Source organism: Clostridium bornimense (genome assembly GCF_000577895.1).
Taxonomy (GTDB): Bacteria; Bacillota; Clostridia; order Clostridiales; family Clostridiaceae; genus Clostridium_AN; species Clostridium_AN bornimense.
This window is the reverse complement of record NZ_HG917868.1, coordinates 1,407,466-1,424,216: the sequence shown is the minus strand read 5'-3', so window position 1 is coordinate 1,424,216 and position 16,751 is coordinate 1,407,466. Positions and strand designations below refer to the sequence as shown.

General features: G+C 26.2%; 12 protein-coding genes. All 12 read left to right on the top strand.

Going from position 1 to position 16,751, the window contains the following annotated elements:
- Positions 1-53 precede the first annotated feature (53 nt).
- Positions 54-3,710: a BREX-1 system adenine-specific DNA-methyltransferase PglX gene (gene pglX / locus CM240_RS06270; protein WP_044037494.1), complete on the top strand. Its 3,657-nt coding sequence runs from the start codon at positions 54-56 to the stop codon at positions 3,708-3,710.
- A gap of 130 nt (positions 3,711-3,840) precedes the next feature.
- Positions 3,841-6,396 carry a BREX-1 system phosphatase PglZ type A gene (gene pglZ / locus CM240_RS06265; RefSeq protein ID WP_044037492.1) on the top strand — a complete coding sequence of 852 codons (2,556 nt, stop codon included), beginning with the start codon at positions 3,841-3,843 and terminating at the stop codon, positions 6,394-6,396.
- Between the two features lie 18 nt (positions 6,397-6,414).
- Entirely contained in the window at positions 6,415-8,469 is a 2,055-nt protein-coding gene (brxL, locus tag CM240_RS06260; protein ID WP_044037489.1) for a protease Lon-related BREX system protein BrxL, read from the top strand.
- A 97-nt stretch (positions 8,470-8,566) separates the two neighbouring features.
- Positions 8,567-8,890, top strand: coding sequence for an IS66 family insertion sequence element accessory protein TnpA (tnpA, locus tag CM240_RS06255; RefSeq protein WP_044035972.1), 324 nt, complete (start codon positions 8,567-8,569; stop codon positions 8,888-8,890).
- Positions 8,884-9,234: an IS66 family insertion sequence element accessory protein TnpB gene (gene tnpB, locus CM240_RS06250; RefSeq protein ID WP_044035973.1), complete on the top strand. Its 351-nt coding sequence runs from the start codon at positions 8,884-8,886 to the stop codon at positions 9,232-9,234. Before tnpA ends, tnpB begins: the two co-directional genes overlap by 7 nt.
- Positions 9,235-9,325: 91 nt before the next feature.
- Entirely contained in the window at positions 9,326-10,948 is a 1,623-nt protein-coding gene (gene tnpC, locus CM240_RS06245; protein WP_051483633.1) for an IS66 family transposase, read from the top strand.
- A gap of 282 nt (positions 10,949-11,230) precedes the next feature.
- Complete coding sequence (locus tag CM240_RS06240; RefSeq protein WP_044037486.1) at positions 11,231-11,677, top strand: helix-turn-helix domain-containing protein; 447 nt, start codon at positions 11,231-11,233, stop codon at positions 11,675-11,677.
- 54 nt (positions 11,678-11,731) lie between these two features.
- Positions 11,732-12,688: a hypothetical protein gene (locus CM240_RS06235; protein ID WP_044037485.1), complete on the top strand. Its 957-nt coding sequence runs from the start codon at positions 11,732-11,734 to the stop codon at positions 12,686-12,688.
- A 256-nt stretch (positions 12,689-12,944) separates the two neighbouring features.
- Entirely contained in the window at positions 12,945-13,190 is a 246-nt protein-coding gene (locus tag CM240_RS06230) for a hypothetical protein (RefSeq protein WP_044037483.1), read from the top strand.
- 418 nt (positions 13,191-13,608) lie between these two features.
- On the top strand, positions 13,609-13,830 hold the full coding sequence (locus CM240_RS06225; RefSeq protein ID WP_044037482.1) for a hypothetical protein: 222 nt from the start codon (positions 13,609-13,611) through the stop codon (positions 13,828-13,830).
- Between the two features lie 135 nt (positions 13,831-13,965).
- Positions 13,966-14,910 carry a DUF3991 and TOPRIM domain-containing protein gene (locus tag CM240_RS06220; RefSeq protein WP_044037480.1) on the top strand — a complete coding sequence of 315 codons (945 nt, stop codon included), beginning with the start codon at positions 13,966-13,968 and terminating at the stop codon, positions 14,908-14,910.
- 648 nt (positions 14,911-15,558) lie between these two features.
- Entirely contained in the window at positions 15,559-16,731 is a 1,173-nt protein-coding gene (locus CM240_RS06215) for a hypothetical protein (RefSeq protein WP_044037479.1), read from the top strand.
- The last annotated feature ends 20 nt before the right edge of the window (positions 16,732-16,751 follow it).

Genomic DNA, 16,751 nt, shown 5'->3' with positions numbered 1-16,751 from the left:
CTTATATATGAATTACTAACATATTTAATTAGTTATTAAAAGGAGAAAAAATGATGGATAAATCAGTGTTGAAATCTTTTGCAACAGAAGCAAGAGAAGAGTTAATCAATAAGGTTAAATTAAAAGCAAATCAGTATGGTATAACTGATGAAGAAATAAAAACATCTAAAATAGTTAGTAGTGATTCAATAGTAATTAATGGAAAAGCATTAAGTTCAGTTGAAAAAAAGCAAAGACAAAAGCTTATTGATAGAATAAGTACGATAAATGAACAAGGTGAAGATGGATATGAACATGTAATGGAGGAAGTTGCATATACATGGTTCAATAGATTTATTGCATTAAGGTTTATGGAAGTTAATGATTATCTTCCAACTAAAATAAGGGTATTAACATCTACAGATCCTGATAGTTCAGAACCTGATTTGCTTAGAGAAGCCAATACTGTTAATTTAGATGTAGATAAACAAGTAATATATGAATATAAAATAAACAGTGATCGAGATGGATTATTTAAATATATGATTATATCACAATGTGATGCTTTAAATGTTACATTGCCATTCATGTTTGAAAAAACTGATCATTATACTCAATTATTATTTCCAGATGGATTATTAAACAAAGATGCGTTTATTAGTAGGCTAACTGATGTAGAATTAATAAAAGAAGAATGGTGGACAAATGTTGAAATTATAGGATGGCTATATCAATATTATATAGCAAGTGAAAAGGATAGAGTTATTAAAGCTAAGAAGAAATATAAGAAGGATGAAATACCATTTGCAACACAATTATTTACACCAGATTGGATAGTAAGATATATGGTGCAAAATACATTAGGGCGTTATTGGATTGAATCACATTCAGAAGATGAAGAATTAAAGGCTAACTGGGAGTTTTATCTTGAAAATCTTAATAAAGAAGATGAGTTTGAAGAAAAATTAGCACCATATATAAATAAAGAATTAAATGTTGAAGACATAAAATGCTTTGATCCAGCTTGTGGTTCGGGACATATTTTAGTATATATGTTTGATGTTCTCTATGAAATATATGAGAGATGTGGTTATGTAAGAAAAGAGATCCCAAAGCTCATAATAGAGAAAAATCTATATGGATTAGATATTGATGATAGAGCATATCAGCTTGCATGTTTCGCAGTAGTTATGAAAGGTATGAGCTATCATAATAGATTACTAAGAGATATAGAAAGACAAGTTGAAAGAACAGGTGAAGGGATTAAATTAAATATTGCATCTATACAAGAAACAAATGAATTTAATGAGGATGATATTATTTATTTAGCAGATGAATCTTCTGGAGAAAGATACGAAAGTACTAAGAAATTTGTTGAAACTTTCAAAAATGCTAAAACATATGGTTCACTAATAAAAATAGATGCTTTTGATTATAGATACTATTGGGAGAGATTATTTTATATTAAAAATAATCCAGCAAGAAATACTTTTGAACAAGAAAGCAAAAATAAATTTGAAAGTTCGAACAAACTACAAAAGTTAATTAATCAAGCTGAGATTATGAGTAAAAGCTTTGATATATTAGTTACTAATCCACCATATATGGGTAGTAAGTATATGAATCCTTTGCTAACTAATTTTATTAAAAAAGAATATGAAAGTGTAAAGGCAGATTTGTTTTCAGCATTTATGCAGTATTGTAGAAGTAAGGTTATTAATACTGGTCATTTAGGTTTTTTAACGCCATTTGTATGGATGTTTATTTCTTCATACTATGAATTAAGAAAATATATAATTGAAAATCAAAATATAAGTTCATTGATACAATTGGAGTATAATGCTTTCCCAGAAGCATGTGTTCCTGTTTGTTGTTTTACAATTAGAAATTATAAAATTAAATTACCTGGAGAATATATAAAATTATCTGATTTTACAGGAAGTGAAAATCAACCTATTAAAACATTAGAAGCAATTAAATGTCCTAATGTAAATTATAGATTTACTACTTGTTGTGATGAATTTAGTGTGATAGAAGGATTCCCAATCGCTTATTGGATCAGTGATAATGTAAAAAGTATTTTTGTTAATAATACTAAATTAGGAACAATAGCTTCACCACGAAAAGGAAATTCAACATCTGACAATAAACGATTTTTAAGATTATGGTTTGAAGTTGATATTGAAAAAATTAACTTTAATAAAAAAGAAATTATAAAAGAGGAAACAATGATAAATAGATGGTTCCCGTATAACAAAGGTGGTGGATATAGAAAATGGTTTGGTAATAATGAATATGTAATAGATTGGAAAAATGATGCCGAAGAAATAAGGAATATACCTACAGCTGTAATAGCAAATTATGAGTATTTTATGAAACCTGGATTAACTTGGTCTACTGTTACTTCAACTAATTTTAGCATGAGGATATTTGAAGAAGGATTCATTTTTGATAATGGAGGATGTTGTTTATTTACAAACAATAATGAAAGATTATTCTATTTAGCATTGTTAAATTCGAAGGTATTTAACTATATTTTAGGAGAAATAAATCCTACATTAAACTTTCAATCAGGAGAAGTTGCTAAATTTCCTGTAATTAAACCTGATAACGATGAAACAATATCTAAAATTAATATGTTAAGTAGTGAAAATAAGAGTATAGCAAAACGTGATTGGGATTCATCTGAATTATCCTGGGATTATAGGGTAAATAATTTAGTTAAGTATAGAAGAGAGTCGAATAAGATTAGTAAATGTTATGAATTATGGAAAGAAGAATGTTCTAAGAATGTTCAAACATTAAAAACTAATGAAGAAGAATTAAATAAGATATTTATTAATCAATATAATCTTGTAAATGAATTATCAAGTAGTATATGTGATAAGGATATAACTTTATTCGCAAATGGATATTACAGGTATAAGAAAAAAACAAAGAAGAAAAATACTGATAATATTTATTTTGAAAAAAATGAAAATGAAGCTTTTTCGTTAGAGGAAATGAAAGGTTTCTTTAAGATAGATACAATTAAAGAATTTATTTCATATTCAGTTGGATGTATGCTTGGAAGATATTCATTAGATAAAGAGGGTTTAGCATATGCAGGAGGAAACTTTGACATTAGTATATATAAAACTTTTAAACCTGATGAAGATAATATACTAATATTATCTAATGAATACTTTAAAAATGATATTGTCGAAAGATTTACAAATTTTGTGGAAGTAATTTTTGGTGCAGATACATTGGATGAAAATATAACATTTATTGCAGAAACATTAGGGATGAAAAATAATGAAATGCCAGAAGATACTATTAGAAGATATTTCTTAACTGATTTTTATAAAGATCATGTACAGACTTATAAAAAGAGACCAATATACTGGATGTTTACTTCAGGAAAACAGAAGGCATTCAATTGCTTGATATATATGCATAGATATGATAAATCACTGCTTGCAAGAATTAGAACAGAGTATGTTCATGTAGTACAGGATAGAATGGATTCACAAAGGGAATCACAACTCGAAATAATTAATGGAGATTACCCCCAAAAGGAAAAAAACGATGCAAAGAAAGAATTAAATGTACTTGAGAAAAAAATTGATGAGATAAAGAGGTTTGAAGAAAAATTACATCATATGGCAGATAAACCGTTTGATATTGATTTAGATGATGGAGTTTTGCATAATTATGATTTATTTAAAGGACTTTTAGCAAAAATATAATAGTATTTGAAAGTGTGGGTATTAAGAAACTCACACTTTTTATATTACATTTACTATAATAAAAGGCTATATTATAATTAAAGTAGTATATAAGCAGTCAAAATTGAAAAGAACATAGGGAGTGAAAATAATGGCTATTACAGATAAGGTGATAGAATCATTAAAGAAAGAATTTGATGAACCATTAAGAAGTGGTGAAAAAAGAAAAATTATATTTTGGAATGATTTTGAAAAGGAATTTATTGATATTATTGATGACATAAAAATGCCAGATGTTGAAGTGATAAAATTAAATGAAAATAATAATTTTATCACTAAATATTTAATAGAAATAGAATTAGATGATAAGAATTTATTAGTATATAATACCGAACAAATTGATGATGAGAGAGATAACTGGTTATTGGATACTATGATATATTCAAGAGAGTTTTTTGCTGATAATATTTCTCTTATGATGAAAGAATTAAATATAGATAGTAGTTTGAGAAAAAGATTTGTTAAATATAAATCATACTTTGGTGCAATTAGTAGGCGAAATAGATTCTTAAAATTTGAGGAACATATCAAGAACGAAGATCAATTAATAATTGGTATTTTATCTTCAATAACTAATGCAAAATCTATTGATTTTGAAGAAGTGGTAAAAAATATTTTTATGGAATCAATAAATGAAAATGATAATAAATTTATTGAGGAGTTTAAAAAATATAATGTTATAGATGAGTTTTGGAATTATGCTGATTTAAAATATGGATATAATCAAAATGATAAAAGCATAAAGAAGTTGTTCATATTTATTTTAACGACAGCATTATCTATTGATATTGACAATGATAGACTGAGAAAAATTAAAGAGTATATAGGTAATAATAAACCAAATTGTAAGTTGTTTATTAACCATTGGATGCTAAATAGAGCAGATTATGAGCAATATGATAGACTGACAGAATTTTATGAATATGAAACGAACATAGCTGATATAATAGATGAACTTGAACTTGAAGAGTATAAAGATATTGAATTATTAAAATGTTTTGATAGGGCAATAATAAAAACTATTGTAGAATCATTGAAAGATAGGCTTGAGGATTACGATTTATATATAGATATAATAAAAGGCCGAAGAGTAACACACTTCTATGAGGACTACAAGAATATGTATGAAGCTTTAATTAATGCAATAGGAATGTTTAAGATATACAAAATTTATGGAGAGGGATTACCAAAAGGTTCAGCTGACAAATTGTATAATCTTTATGTAAAAGAATTATATAAAATGGATACTTTCTATAGAAAGTTCTATTATTATTTCGATAAACAAAATACTAATATAATGAATCAAGTAAAGGATTTGATTGAAAATTTGTATTGTAATTGGTATCTTAATGATATATGCACTAACTTTACATCAAGTATAGATGATAATATGAAAAGAGAATGGTTAATACCTAATATAATTAATCAGAAAGATTTCTACTCAACATATATTAAAAATATGGTATCTAATGGAGAAAGAGTGTTTGTAATAATTTCTGATGCTTTTAGATATGAAGTAGGTGTAGATTTAGGAGAGAGATTAAATGAAAAAGTAATTAATTCTACAAGTATAACATCAATGTTATCAGTTGTTCCATCTATAACAAAGCTTGGCATGGCAAGTTTGCTACCTAATAAAAGTATAGTAATAAATGATAATGGCAGAGTATTTGTAGATGATATGGATAGTTCAGGAATAGAGAATAGGGATAAGATTCTAAAAAATGAATTTAATAATAGCATAGCCATTGATTATCACAAGATACCTAATAATAAAGTAGATTTTATAGAACAATTAAAGGGTTATAAACTAATATATATTTATCATGATACTATTGATGCAACAGCAGATAAGGGAGCAACGGAGATAAATACATTTGAAGCAACTGAAAAGGCTGTAAATGAAATAGAAGACCTAATAAATCGTAAAATTGTAGGATGGATTGGTGGAGCAAATGTATTTGTTACAGCAGATCATGGTTTTATTTATCAAAGAAGTGACTTAAAAGAAAGTGATAAAGTAAACAAAGAAGCTATTACTACAATAGATAAAAATAGAAGATGCCTAATATCAAAAGAAAGTATTGAAAATGAAGAACTATTGAAGATTAAAATGTCGTGGTTAGGTAATAATGAAACTATTTATTCATATATGCCGAAATCTAATATAAGATTTAAAGTACAGGGAGAAGGAAGCAAATTTGTTCATGGAGGAGCAACGCTACAAGAAATCATAGTACCAGTTGTCGCTTTTAAAAATATTAGAAGTAATTCTAAAAAGAGCGTTAAAGCAAGGAAGGTAGATGTAAAATTAACAAATGAGAGTAGAAAAATTACTATGAATACTTTCAAACTTGAATTTTTCCAAACCGAAAAAATAGGGGAAAAGATATTGCCAACAAGCTTAGAATTATTTATGGTAGATAAAGATGATGCAATTATTTCTGATATAAAAAGTATAATTGCAGATTCTACGAGCGAGAGACCTGAGGAGAGAATGCTTAAAATAAAATTACATTTAAAATCTATGACATATAACAAAAATGATGAATATAAATTGGTGATTAAAGACAATGAAACGGGTGTAATAATTGAGGAAATACCATTTATAATCAGTCTGGGAATAGCAAGTGAATTTGATTTTTAGTATGAGGGGTAATTAAAGATGATAGATGAAGATAATATAGAGGATAAGGATTTAGATAAGAAAATAAATAGACATTTTGCAGGGAGAGCTGTAAGAAAAGATTTGACTAAATCTATGAAAGAAGGCTTTAACGTACCCATATATGTTCTTGAATATTTGTTGGGGATGTATTGCGCTACGGATGATGATGATTGCTTAGAAGAGGGAATAGAACGAGTTAAGAATATATTAACTGAAAATTACGTACGACCTGATGAGGCAGAGAAAGTTAAATCTAAAATAAGAGAATTAGGTCAGTATACAGTTATTGATAAAATAAGTGTTAAATTGAATGAAAAGAAAGATATATATGAATCTGAATTTTCTAATTTAGGTCTTAAGGGAGTTCCGATAGCTCCATTTTATGTAAAGGAATATGAAAAATTATTAGAAGGCGGTATATGGTGTATTTTAAAAATGGATTATTTCTTCGATGAAGAAGTAAAGGGAGCAAGTCCTTTTAATATATCGAATTTAAAGCCGATTCAAATGCCTAATATGGATATGTGTGAAATCATGGAAGGTAGAAGGCATTTTACAAAAGAAGAATGGATTGATTTATTAATAAGAAGTACGGGAATGGAGCCTACACAGCTTTCATATGAAGTAAAATGGCATATGCTTACAAGACTAATACCTTTGGTAGAAAATAATTATAATCTGTGTGAATTAGGGCCAAGGGGAACAGGTAAGTCTCATGTATATAAAGAGTTATCTCCAAACACAATTTTGATATCAGGTGGTCAGAGTACTGTTGCTAATCTATTTTATAATATGTCTACAAGAAAAGTTGGCCTTGTTGGAATGTGGGATGTTGTAGCTTTTGATGAAGTTGCAGGAATAAAATTCAAAGATAAAGATGGAATACAAATAATGAAAGATTATATGGCATCTGGATCATTTGCAAGGGGAAAAGAGGAAAAAAATGCTTCTGCATCTTTTGTATTTGTAGGAAATATAAATCAAAGCGTTGATAACTTATTAAAAACATCTCATTTATTTGCTCCATTTCCAGAAGAAATGGCAAATGATTCCGCATTTTTTGATAGGATGCACTATTACTTGCCAGGCTGGGAGATACCTAAAATGAGACCAGAATTATTAACAGATAGATATGGATTTATAAGTGATTATATTTCAGAATTCTTTAGAGAAATGAGAAAACATACTTTTACAGACAGCTTAAATAAATACTTTAAGTTAGGGAATAATCTAAATCAGAGAGATGTTATAGCAGTAAAGAAAACAGTTTCTGGGTTAATAAAATTAATATATCCAAATGGAGAGTTTACAAAAGCGGATTTAGAAGAAATATTACAATATGCTTTAATTGGAAGACGAAGAGTCAAAGAGCAACTAAAGAAAATCGGTGGAATGGAGTTTTATGATGTTAACTTTTCTTATATAGATAGAGAGACAATGGATGAAGAATATGTTTCTGTTCCAGAACAAGGTGGCGGAAAGTTAATACCAGAAGGACTTGGTAAAGCAGGTCATATATATACAGTAGGTCATGCTGGAAGCGGAATGATAGGAGTATATAAGATAGAAAATCAAGTTGTCTCAGGGAGCGGTAAATTCGAAAAATCTGGAGTTGGTTCTGATAGAGAGGCAAAAGAAAGTTTGGATACTGCATTTAGATATTTTACTGCTAATAGTAAGAGTATAAGTGGTTCTATTGCAATCAAAACTAAGGATTTCCTTATGCATATAAGTGATCTTCAAGGTATTGGATTAACAAATGAATTGGCAGTAGCTGAATTTATTGCACTTTGCTCAGCATCATTGGAGAAGCCAGTTCAGGAAAGTCTTGTTGTGCTTGGTAATATGAATTTCGGAGGTACACTGATGAAAGTAGATGAGTTTGCAGACAGCATACAAGTATGTGTGGATGCAGGGGCTAAGAAAGTATTAGTACCTGCAACATCTATCGTAGATTTTCAAACAGTACCTTCTGAATTATTAGTTAAAGTTCAACCTATATTTTATAGTGATCCTATAGATGCAGTATTTAAAGCATTAGGGGTAAATTAAAATAGAATTAAACGTAAATGTCAAAAATTAAGTACCTAGATACTAAAATTTCCAATTGATAAAATTAAGGAAATAACATTTTATCAGGAGGTTAGGTATGTATAAAAAGTTAAGTAATGATGAATGGAGAGAATATATAAATCGTTATTATGCTAGTGATGAAAATTTAACTGTAAAAGATTATTGTGAAGAAAATAATATTAATAAAAGTCAATTTTACTATCATAAAAGAAAAATTGAAGAAAAGGCTACGCCAGTATTTCATCCTATAAAAATTAATACGGAAGCAAATATCGTTAGAAAAGATATTGGAGCTTCATCTGAGGTGAAGATTTCAATTGGTAATATTAGCGTAGCTATTCCGACATCGGAGACTGCTTTGATAAATTCTTTAATTAAGGAGCTATTATTAAAGTGTTAAATATAGATAAGGTTGAAACAGTATATATAGCCTGCGGCCCAACAGACTTAAGAAAAAGTATAGATGGATTAGTAATGATAGTAAAAAATCAACTGCAGCTCAATCCTTTTGATAAAGCATTATTTGTTTTTTGTAATAAACAGATGGATAAGTTAAAGATACTCCATTTTGATGAAGGATTTTGGTTATATTATCATCGTTTAGAAGGAAATCGCTTTAAATGGCCTGCTACGCAGGAGGAAGCAGTAAGTGTAAATATAGAAGAATTACGTTGGCTTTTGAAAGGATATGAAGTGAGAATAAAGTCTAAATTTAAACCAGTAAAAGAAGGTAATTATTATTAAAAATAGATATATAAGAACCCTTGAGAATCCTTTATTTTCAAGGGTTTTTGTGGTATAATATATATATAAATAAATGTTAAAAGAGGTACTTATGAATCACGAAATTATTAGCAATGAACTTGATGAAAGAAGCCAAGTATTAATTGAAAAAGTCGAAGAAATGGAAAAAGAAATAGATTCTAAAAATAAAGAAATAGAAAATCTCAAAAATGAATTAGAGTTTTTAAAAGGAATTATTTCAAATAAAAATAAAAAAATATTTGGAGCATCTAGTGAGAAAGTAGATGCTAATCAATTATGCTTTTTTAATGAAGCAGAAAAACATAGTGATTCAAAAGTAGAAGAACCTACGGTAGAAGAAATTACATATAAGAGAGCTAAGAAAAGCAATAATATTGGTAAGAAAGATAACCTTGCTAATTTAGAGAGAAAAATCATAGAACATAAATTAGAAGGCGATGATTTAATCTGTGATAAATGTGGCAGTGAACTAGTTGAAATTGGAGTTAAATCTAGAAAAGAAATTTTAATATATATTCCTGGTAAATTAATAGTAGAAGAACACGTATTGTACAGCTATGCTTGTAAAACATGCGAGAAGGAAAATGAAGATAGTAAGATTGTTTCACCAGAAATGCCTAAAACTATTTTCTATAATAGCATGGCTTCTAATGAATTAATTGCTCATACTATTGCACTTAAATATCTTCATGCTATGCCATTATATAGGCAACAGTCTTATTTTGACATGATGGGGGCTACTCTTAGTCGTCAGACTTTATGTAACTGGACCATGTCAGCTGCTAAAGCATTAGAGCCGATATATAATTACATGAAAAAAGAACTTCTTAATAGAAATTACATTCATGCTGATGAAACTACATTGAAGGTAATCAATGATAATGGTAAGAGTTCTAAGTCTAAGAAATATATGTGGCTATATATGAGTGAAACTAATGCTAAACCGATAATCCTTTATGATTATCAAAATACTAGATCTAGCTCGTGTCCTAAAGCTTTTCTTGGAGAATATAGTGGATATCTACAAACTGATGGATATTCCGGATACAACTCCGTTAGCGAAGCTACTCGGCTATATTGCTTAGCTCACATAAGAAGAAAATTCTATGAAATAGTAGAAAATCTTGATAAAGAAGCCCTAAAAAAATCTCGTGGTGTAATAGGGTTTAATTATTGTGAGCAAATTTATAAACTTGAAAAAGAGCTTAGAGAAACATATTCTTCTAATGAAGATTATTATGATATTAGGTTTAATATAAGAAAAGAAAAATTAGAACCTATTCTAGATAACTTTATTGAATATGTTGAAACTGAAATAAAAAATGCACTTCCAAGAAGTCCGTTAGGTAAAGCGTTAGACTATGCTAAAAAACATTTACCTGGACTGAAAAATGTATTATTAGATGGATCACTAGAAATTGATAATAATGCTGCTGAAAGAGCTATCAAACCTTTTGTTATTGGAAGAAAAAACTTCTTATTTGCTAATACTGCTAAAGGTGCAACATCTAGTGCTAAGTTATACAGCATTATAGAAACAGCTAAAGCTAATAAAGTTGTTGTAGAAAAATATTTGGTTTATCTTTTTAACAATTTACTAAATATTGATTCTAATAATAGCGAAGCTTTAGAAAATCTAATGCCTTGGTCAAGTAGTATTCCTGATAATTTAAAAATTAAAATAAAGAAATAAACAAATCCCGATAGGGCTTATATAAATTGCCCTACCGGGATATTTTAATATATTTTTTTAATTGATAAAAGGTACCAAAACTTTGACGCTTACAATTAAACTATGTTAAGAGCTAAGAAAGAAATTTCTCAGCTCTTTATTTATGATTCAAATTAATTAGTAAATAATAATTTACTAAGATATAGAAATTATAAATACTTCATCAGATAACTAAAATGTAATATAACAATGAAATTAGGTATTACACATGAGGTAATTTAATAAAAAAGGAGAGTATGAATTATGCAGAATAATGAATTAACATTTGGAGATTACATAAGAAATATAAGACAATCAAAAGGGCTTACACTAAGTGAAGTAAGCGATATGATGGATAATGAACAGTATGTATCTAATAGCTACTTAAGCAAGTTGGAAAGTAATGTAAGGCTTAATCCGACCATGGATACAGTAGCCGCTATTTGTAAGGCATATAATTTAAGTTTGAATGAAGTTGCAAAATTTTTTGGAATTAATGAAGTAGATAGAACAGATGATTTAAAAACACTTCTATTGAATAGTAAATATATTTTTGCAGACAGAATCGCAGATGGTAAAACTAAGCTACTATTAAATAATTTAATAAATTACATAAGTGTATATGTTAATAATAAAACTATAGATAGAGATATCGAAAGTAATATTTTAAAGACAATAGATAGCTTAAAGCTTAATACACAAAGCTTGTAGTAAAGGTAGGGAGAGGTGTTTAAACTTCTCCTTTTTTAGAAAGGATTTTTGAAAATGAGTAAAAAGGAAGCATTATTTAATGTATATTTGAAATTGAATAAAATATTAGAAAAGGAATGCGAAATAAAATTTAAGGAATTAGAATTAGAAAGAAATATTAGCAATAATAGAAGAGTTGATATTGAAGGGATACTTTATGATAACTCAAGATTTTATGCAGAAGTACAAATAGATAAGACATACAGCAGACATATACAACAGATAAAAGATTTGATTAGTATATCAGCTAATGATGAAAAAACTGTAATTGCATATATATCTACACATTTTAGAGAGAATGAAGTTAAGGAATTGATGCAATATGCTATAAATTTTGATAAGAAAAATATAGAATTGATGTTTCTAACAATAAATAAAGAAGTTGTGAATATATTAGAAGAAATAGATAATTATAAATCTACAGAAAAAGTAAGAGCTTTAAAGAAGTTAGATAATATAAATAAATTATTTACTGAGAAGCGATTTCTGAAAATTCAAGATAACAATAGAATAAATAAGGTTAAAAGTTTATATAAAGAATCTCATTTTAATTATGAAGAACAAATACTGAAGAACATTTTAATAAGATTGAGAGAAGATTGTGGAGATGTATCATTAAATTTACACTATCATAAAGCAATTATTGGAAGAAAATTTTTTGTGATAGGATTAGGAATAGATTCTTTAGTTTTAAAAGTAACCAGTGTAGATAAGAAAGGTCGTATTGGTGTGGAACTTATCTTCAATGGAACAAAGAATTTAAAGTTATTAGATAAATTTATAATTATTAAAGATAAAATAGATGATGCATTTAATTATATATTAAGTTGGGACTTAGAACATAATAAAATAGGTACATATTATCATAAAAGTGAATTTAAAAATGATAATATGGTCAACAGATTATGCAGAGATATAAAAGAATATTTAATTAAATTTCCAAGCTTTATAGAAGAAAGTCTAATTGAATAACTAACAAAACTTATTACAGACGATTAATAAGAGTTAATCATTAAATATGATTGATTCTTATTTTTTATGAGAAGATAAAGTATTGAATGATAAATCAATAGGAAATATGATAAATTATAATTTATCATGAGATATATAAGTGACTATTTTTACTACAGTAAAAATACTAAGTAAATTTGACTTCTGTGCAATGGAAATTCAAAATAATTGAAAGTATAATAGTTATATATTATTACATGGAGGAGTTAGATGCATTATGGTATATGAAATAATATTAAGCTTAATGGTAATATTGGATGTATTTGGTGTAGTATATGTTTATCAATTATTGAGAAATCATGCTATAAAGAGAAGAGCAGAAAAGAGGCAACAACAGTTATTAATAATAAAAGACACTACACCCAAAATCAAACGATTTAAAACTACAATTTCAGATGATATTAAGTTTGAAAGTGAAATATTATGTGATAAGGCACTAAGTATGCTTGATGGATATAGATAAAATAAAGAAATGAAATTAATAATAATATAATCATGGATGTTGAGAAGAGAGTATTATTATGTATTAATAATTTTGTAGAAAGAGATCCAATTTTTTTTAGGACCTTTATAAAGATGATACAAACATAAATGTTATAGAAACAATAATTAATAAGCTGTAAGAATATTTGGTTTTAAGTGAATATAGTTCTAATATTTATTATAAGCCTCTAAATACCCCATTTGGAGAATTGGGAATAATAAAGAAAAGCTTATTAAAAGACTCTATTTAAAGCAGAACGATGAAATTATAGGTTATGTAACTGGCCCAACACTATGGAATTATTATAGGTTAACAACACAAATTTGGAATAAGAGATGTATAATATCTAATAAAGTAAATGTAAATCATAAAGACAATGATTTAAGAGTAAAGCTAATTGTACCTAAAATTATTATTTAAGAATGAAAATTATAAGATATTGCAGATATTAGATGTAATAGAGCATAAGAATAATTTTTTTATTCAAGACTTAAATTATAATAAATACAATGAATTCTTAGGTAATATAGCTAAAAGTGATAAAAAGACTATAAATAATTTGTGTGAATTATTTTATCTATATGAGAAGAAAGTACAAGATGATGTGAAATATATATGAAATAATAGTAAAAATGGTTTGTAAAATTAAAATACAGACCTTTTTTTATGCTCGAACATGCTAAGACACTTTAAGTATTCTTTTAATTTTTACTTTTTTGTAAACTAAAGAAAACAAAAGAGGAGAAATAAAATTATGATATTTAAAGAAAAAATAGAGTTAGTTAAAACAATAAATTTCAAGAGCTTTTTAGAAAAAATTGAAGGATATACATTCAAAAAAGAAGGTAATAATTATTATAGATGCCATGAGCATACTTCATTGATACTAAAAGAAAGAACACCAGGTCAATATGTATATGCATGGTCAAGTGTTCAGCAATGTGGTGATATAATACAGTATGTAAGAGAAAATATAATAGGCGACAGTTTTAAAAATACAATAGATTATTTATTAAAATATATGAATATAGATACTGAAAGATATGATAATACTTTTACTAATAATAACGAAATAATAGAAAAAGAATGCAATAATACTATAGATATTGAATATTCTTCAAATACGAGACAGACATATGCTTATCTGCATAAATCAAGACTAATTGATATAAGCATAATAAACGAATTTATAGCTAAAGGCCTTATTAAACAAGATTTAAGGAATAATGCTGTATTAGTCCACCTTAATTTTGATAACAAAATAGTAGGAGCAGATCTGCAAGGTACAAATAGTTATAAAAAATTTAAAGGAGTAATTAAAAATTCTAATAGAGATTATGGATTTTCATTTAAAATAGGTGAAAATATAGACAAAATTTATATTTTTGAAGCAGGTATAGATATGCTTAGTTATTATCAACTATATAAAAGTAATTTAAATGATTGCTTATTATTGTCAACTGGTGGTAGTCAAAAAATAAATAAGATAGCAACATATTTAAATAAATATGATAATATCAGTACAATATATGTAGCAGTTGATAACGATGATGCTGGAAACATAGCATTACAGAAAATAAAGGATATTTATAATAACAAATTAGTTATTGATAATAGAGAGGAACTAATTAAATATAACATAAAAGATTATAATGATCTTCTAAAATTAAAAACAGAAAAAATGAAAAAGGTAGCTTAGCATTTTAATGTTAAGCTTTTATTTATATATAATTAAATCTTTATTATAATAAATGCTACTGACTAAGCATATTATGAAGTCTTTATTTATGCATATATTATTTTTTATTTCTTATGTCTATATATTTATATTGTATGAAAAGAATTTTAAGTTAAATAAAGAATATGCTTAAAGATATAAGCAATAATTTTATAATTACTATTTGGTAATATAGAAATATTATGAAATTTGATTATTTGTGTATTAAAGCTATTTTTTTATTTCTTATGTATTAAAAAAATAAAAAATTTAGTTGTTATTTATTAAAAATTAATTCTTGTTATCAACAAAGTGTTGTATATAAATAATGTTAAATTTGCAATAATTTCAAAATAAGGATAAAAGTAATATTTACTATAGTAAAAAATTTTGCTACCATATGTAAAATAGTGAAATAAGGAGTAAAAACTAAAATTTATATATAAGTCTAATTAATAATTGATAAAAGAACAATAAATTGTGGTTAACATAAAAAATTAATGATTCGATATAAACTTGTAGGCATAAGTAAAAAACTTAATTATAAAAGCTAAATTATAATTTTACATAAAACCTACGAATATAGTCAGTTAGATTATATATGCATTTTTACAAAAAAATACAGCTGATATGGATAAAACGAGTAGAGAAGAACTTAGAGATTTAAAAAATAAAAATAATGGTAGTGATATTAAAAAAAAGATTGGAATTATTATAAAAAATAATATTAATAGAATGAAAGAAAACATAGAAGTTGATAATTATTATAGAAAATATATAGTTAAGAATAAATCTGTAATTTCAGCTATGTGTAGTTATAGTCTTGAAGTTAGTAATTACAAAGAAGCTATATCTTTAATAGGAGCAGTAGACATACGAAAATTTTTTGATATTGATGTAGATTTAAACATGATTTTCCAAAATAAAGTTTTCTATGGAGTAGAAGAAGTTGACGGAGAAATATATACTGATGAAGATAAAATGAAACGGGCAATAAATGGCTATGGAAAAGAAATTCTTAATGTAAAAATAATAAATATGAGATTTAATAGATTCACGTATTATGCAAAGTATAAAGTTAACAAAAATAATACTTATATAAATAAAATAAATGATAAGTATTATATGTTTTTCAAAAGACTGAAAAATGAAGAAGAAGAAAAATTTGATTTAATTAATTTGTATGAAATAATAATGACAACCCCCAATACTATTACAGCTATAAATGAATTGTGTGATATATTGAATATAAAAATTAAATATGTTGAACAGCAAAAAGACAAGTATTATAGCAATAAGTTATTTTTATCAACTTATTTAGAAACAGAATATAAGATATTAAGTAAATATATAAATAAATATAGATTTGTTTTAGATGAACTTTTAGAGCAAGGTGAAAAAAATATTTATATGGATGAATATAGTTTTAAAGGAGAAAATGTTTTTTTTGCTGGCTCTGAGTATATTAGAGATATATTAAACAAAAAGAATGAAAATAATAAAATGATACGTAAAATTGAGCAAGATAAGGTTACACGAGCAATTAACGTTTTCTGCACTTTGGGATTTATAGAAAAATTAAAAAAAGAAGATGTACCGATAAAAATGCAGAAAAATAATTATGAATATAAAAAAGGTTTAAATTATTACATTGTGTACAAATATAATCATAAGTTATTTGAAAATGCAGAAAAGAGAGTCTTAGTACTTAAAGAAAATAAAATATCACTTACGAAATTTGGTGAGAAGAGTTGTATGAAATTATTTGGAGAAGAAGTAACGAATATGGTTTTTAGAAAGTAATATAGAAGATATTGAGATTA

Excerpts from the sequence above, each read along its gene's own strand:
- tnpA (WP_044035972.1), top strand. The coding sequence starts at position 8,567 with ATGTATAAAAAGTTAAGTAATGATGAATGGAGAGAATATATAAATCGT.
- CM240_RS06235 (WP_044037485.1), top strand. The coding sequence starts at position 11,732 with ATGAGTAAAAAGGAAGCATTATTTAATGTATATTTGAAATTGAATAAA.
- pglX (WP_044037494.1), top strand. The coding sequence starts at position 54 with ATGGATAAATCAGTGTTGAAATCTTTTGCAACAGAAGCAAGAGAAGAG.
- CM240_RS06240 (WP_044037486.1), top strand. The coding sequence starts at position 11,231 with ATGCAGAATAATGAATTAACATTTGGAGATTACATAAGAAATATAAGA.
- brxL (WP_044037489.1), top strand. The coding sequence starts at position 6,415 with ATGATAGATGAAGATAATATAGAGGATAAGGATTTAGATAAGAAAATA.
- CM240_RS06220 (WP_044037480.1), top strand. The coding sequence starts at position 13,966 with ATGATATTTAAAGAAAAAATAGAGTTAGTTAAAACAATAAATTTCAAG.
- CM240_RS06215 (WP_044037479.1), top strand. The coding sequence starts at position 15,559 with ATGGATAAAACGAGTAGAGAAGAACTTAGAGATTTAAAAAATAAAAAT.
- CM240_RS06230 (WP_044037483.1), top strand. The coding sequence starts at position 12,945 with ATGGTATATGAAATAATATTAAGCTTAATGGTAATATTGGATGTATTT.
- pglZ (WP_044037492.1), top strand. The coding sequence starts at position 3,841 with ATGGCTATTACAGATAAGGTGATAGAATCATTAAAGAAAGAATTTGAT.
- tnpC (WP_051483633.1), top strand. The coding sequence starts at position 9,326 with ATGAATCACGAAATTATTAGCAATGAACTTGATGAAAGAAGCCAAGTA.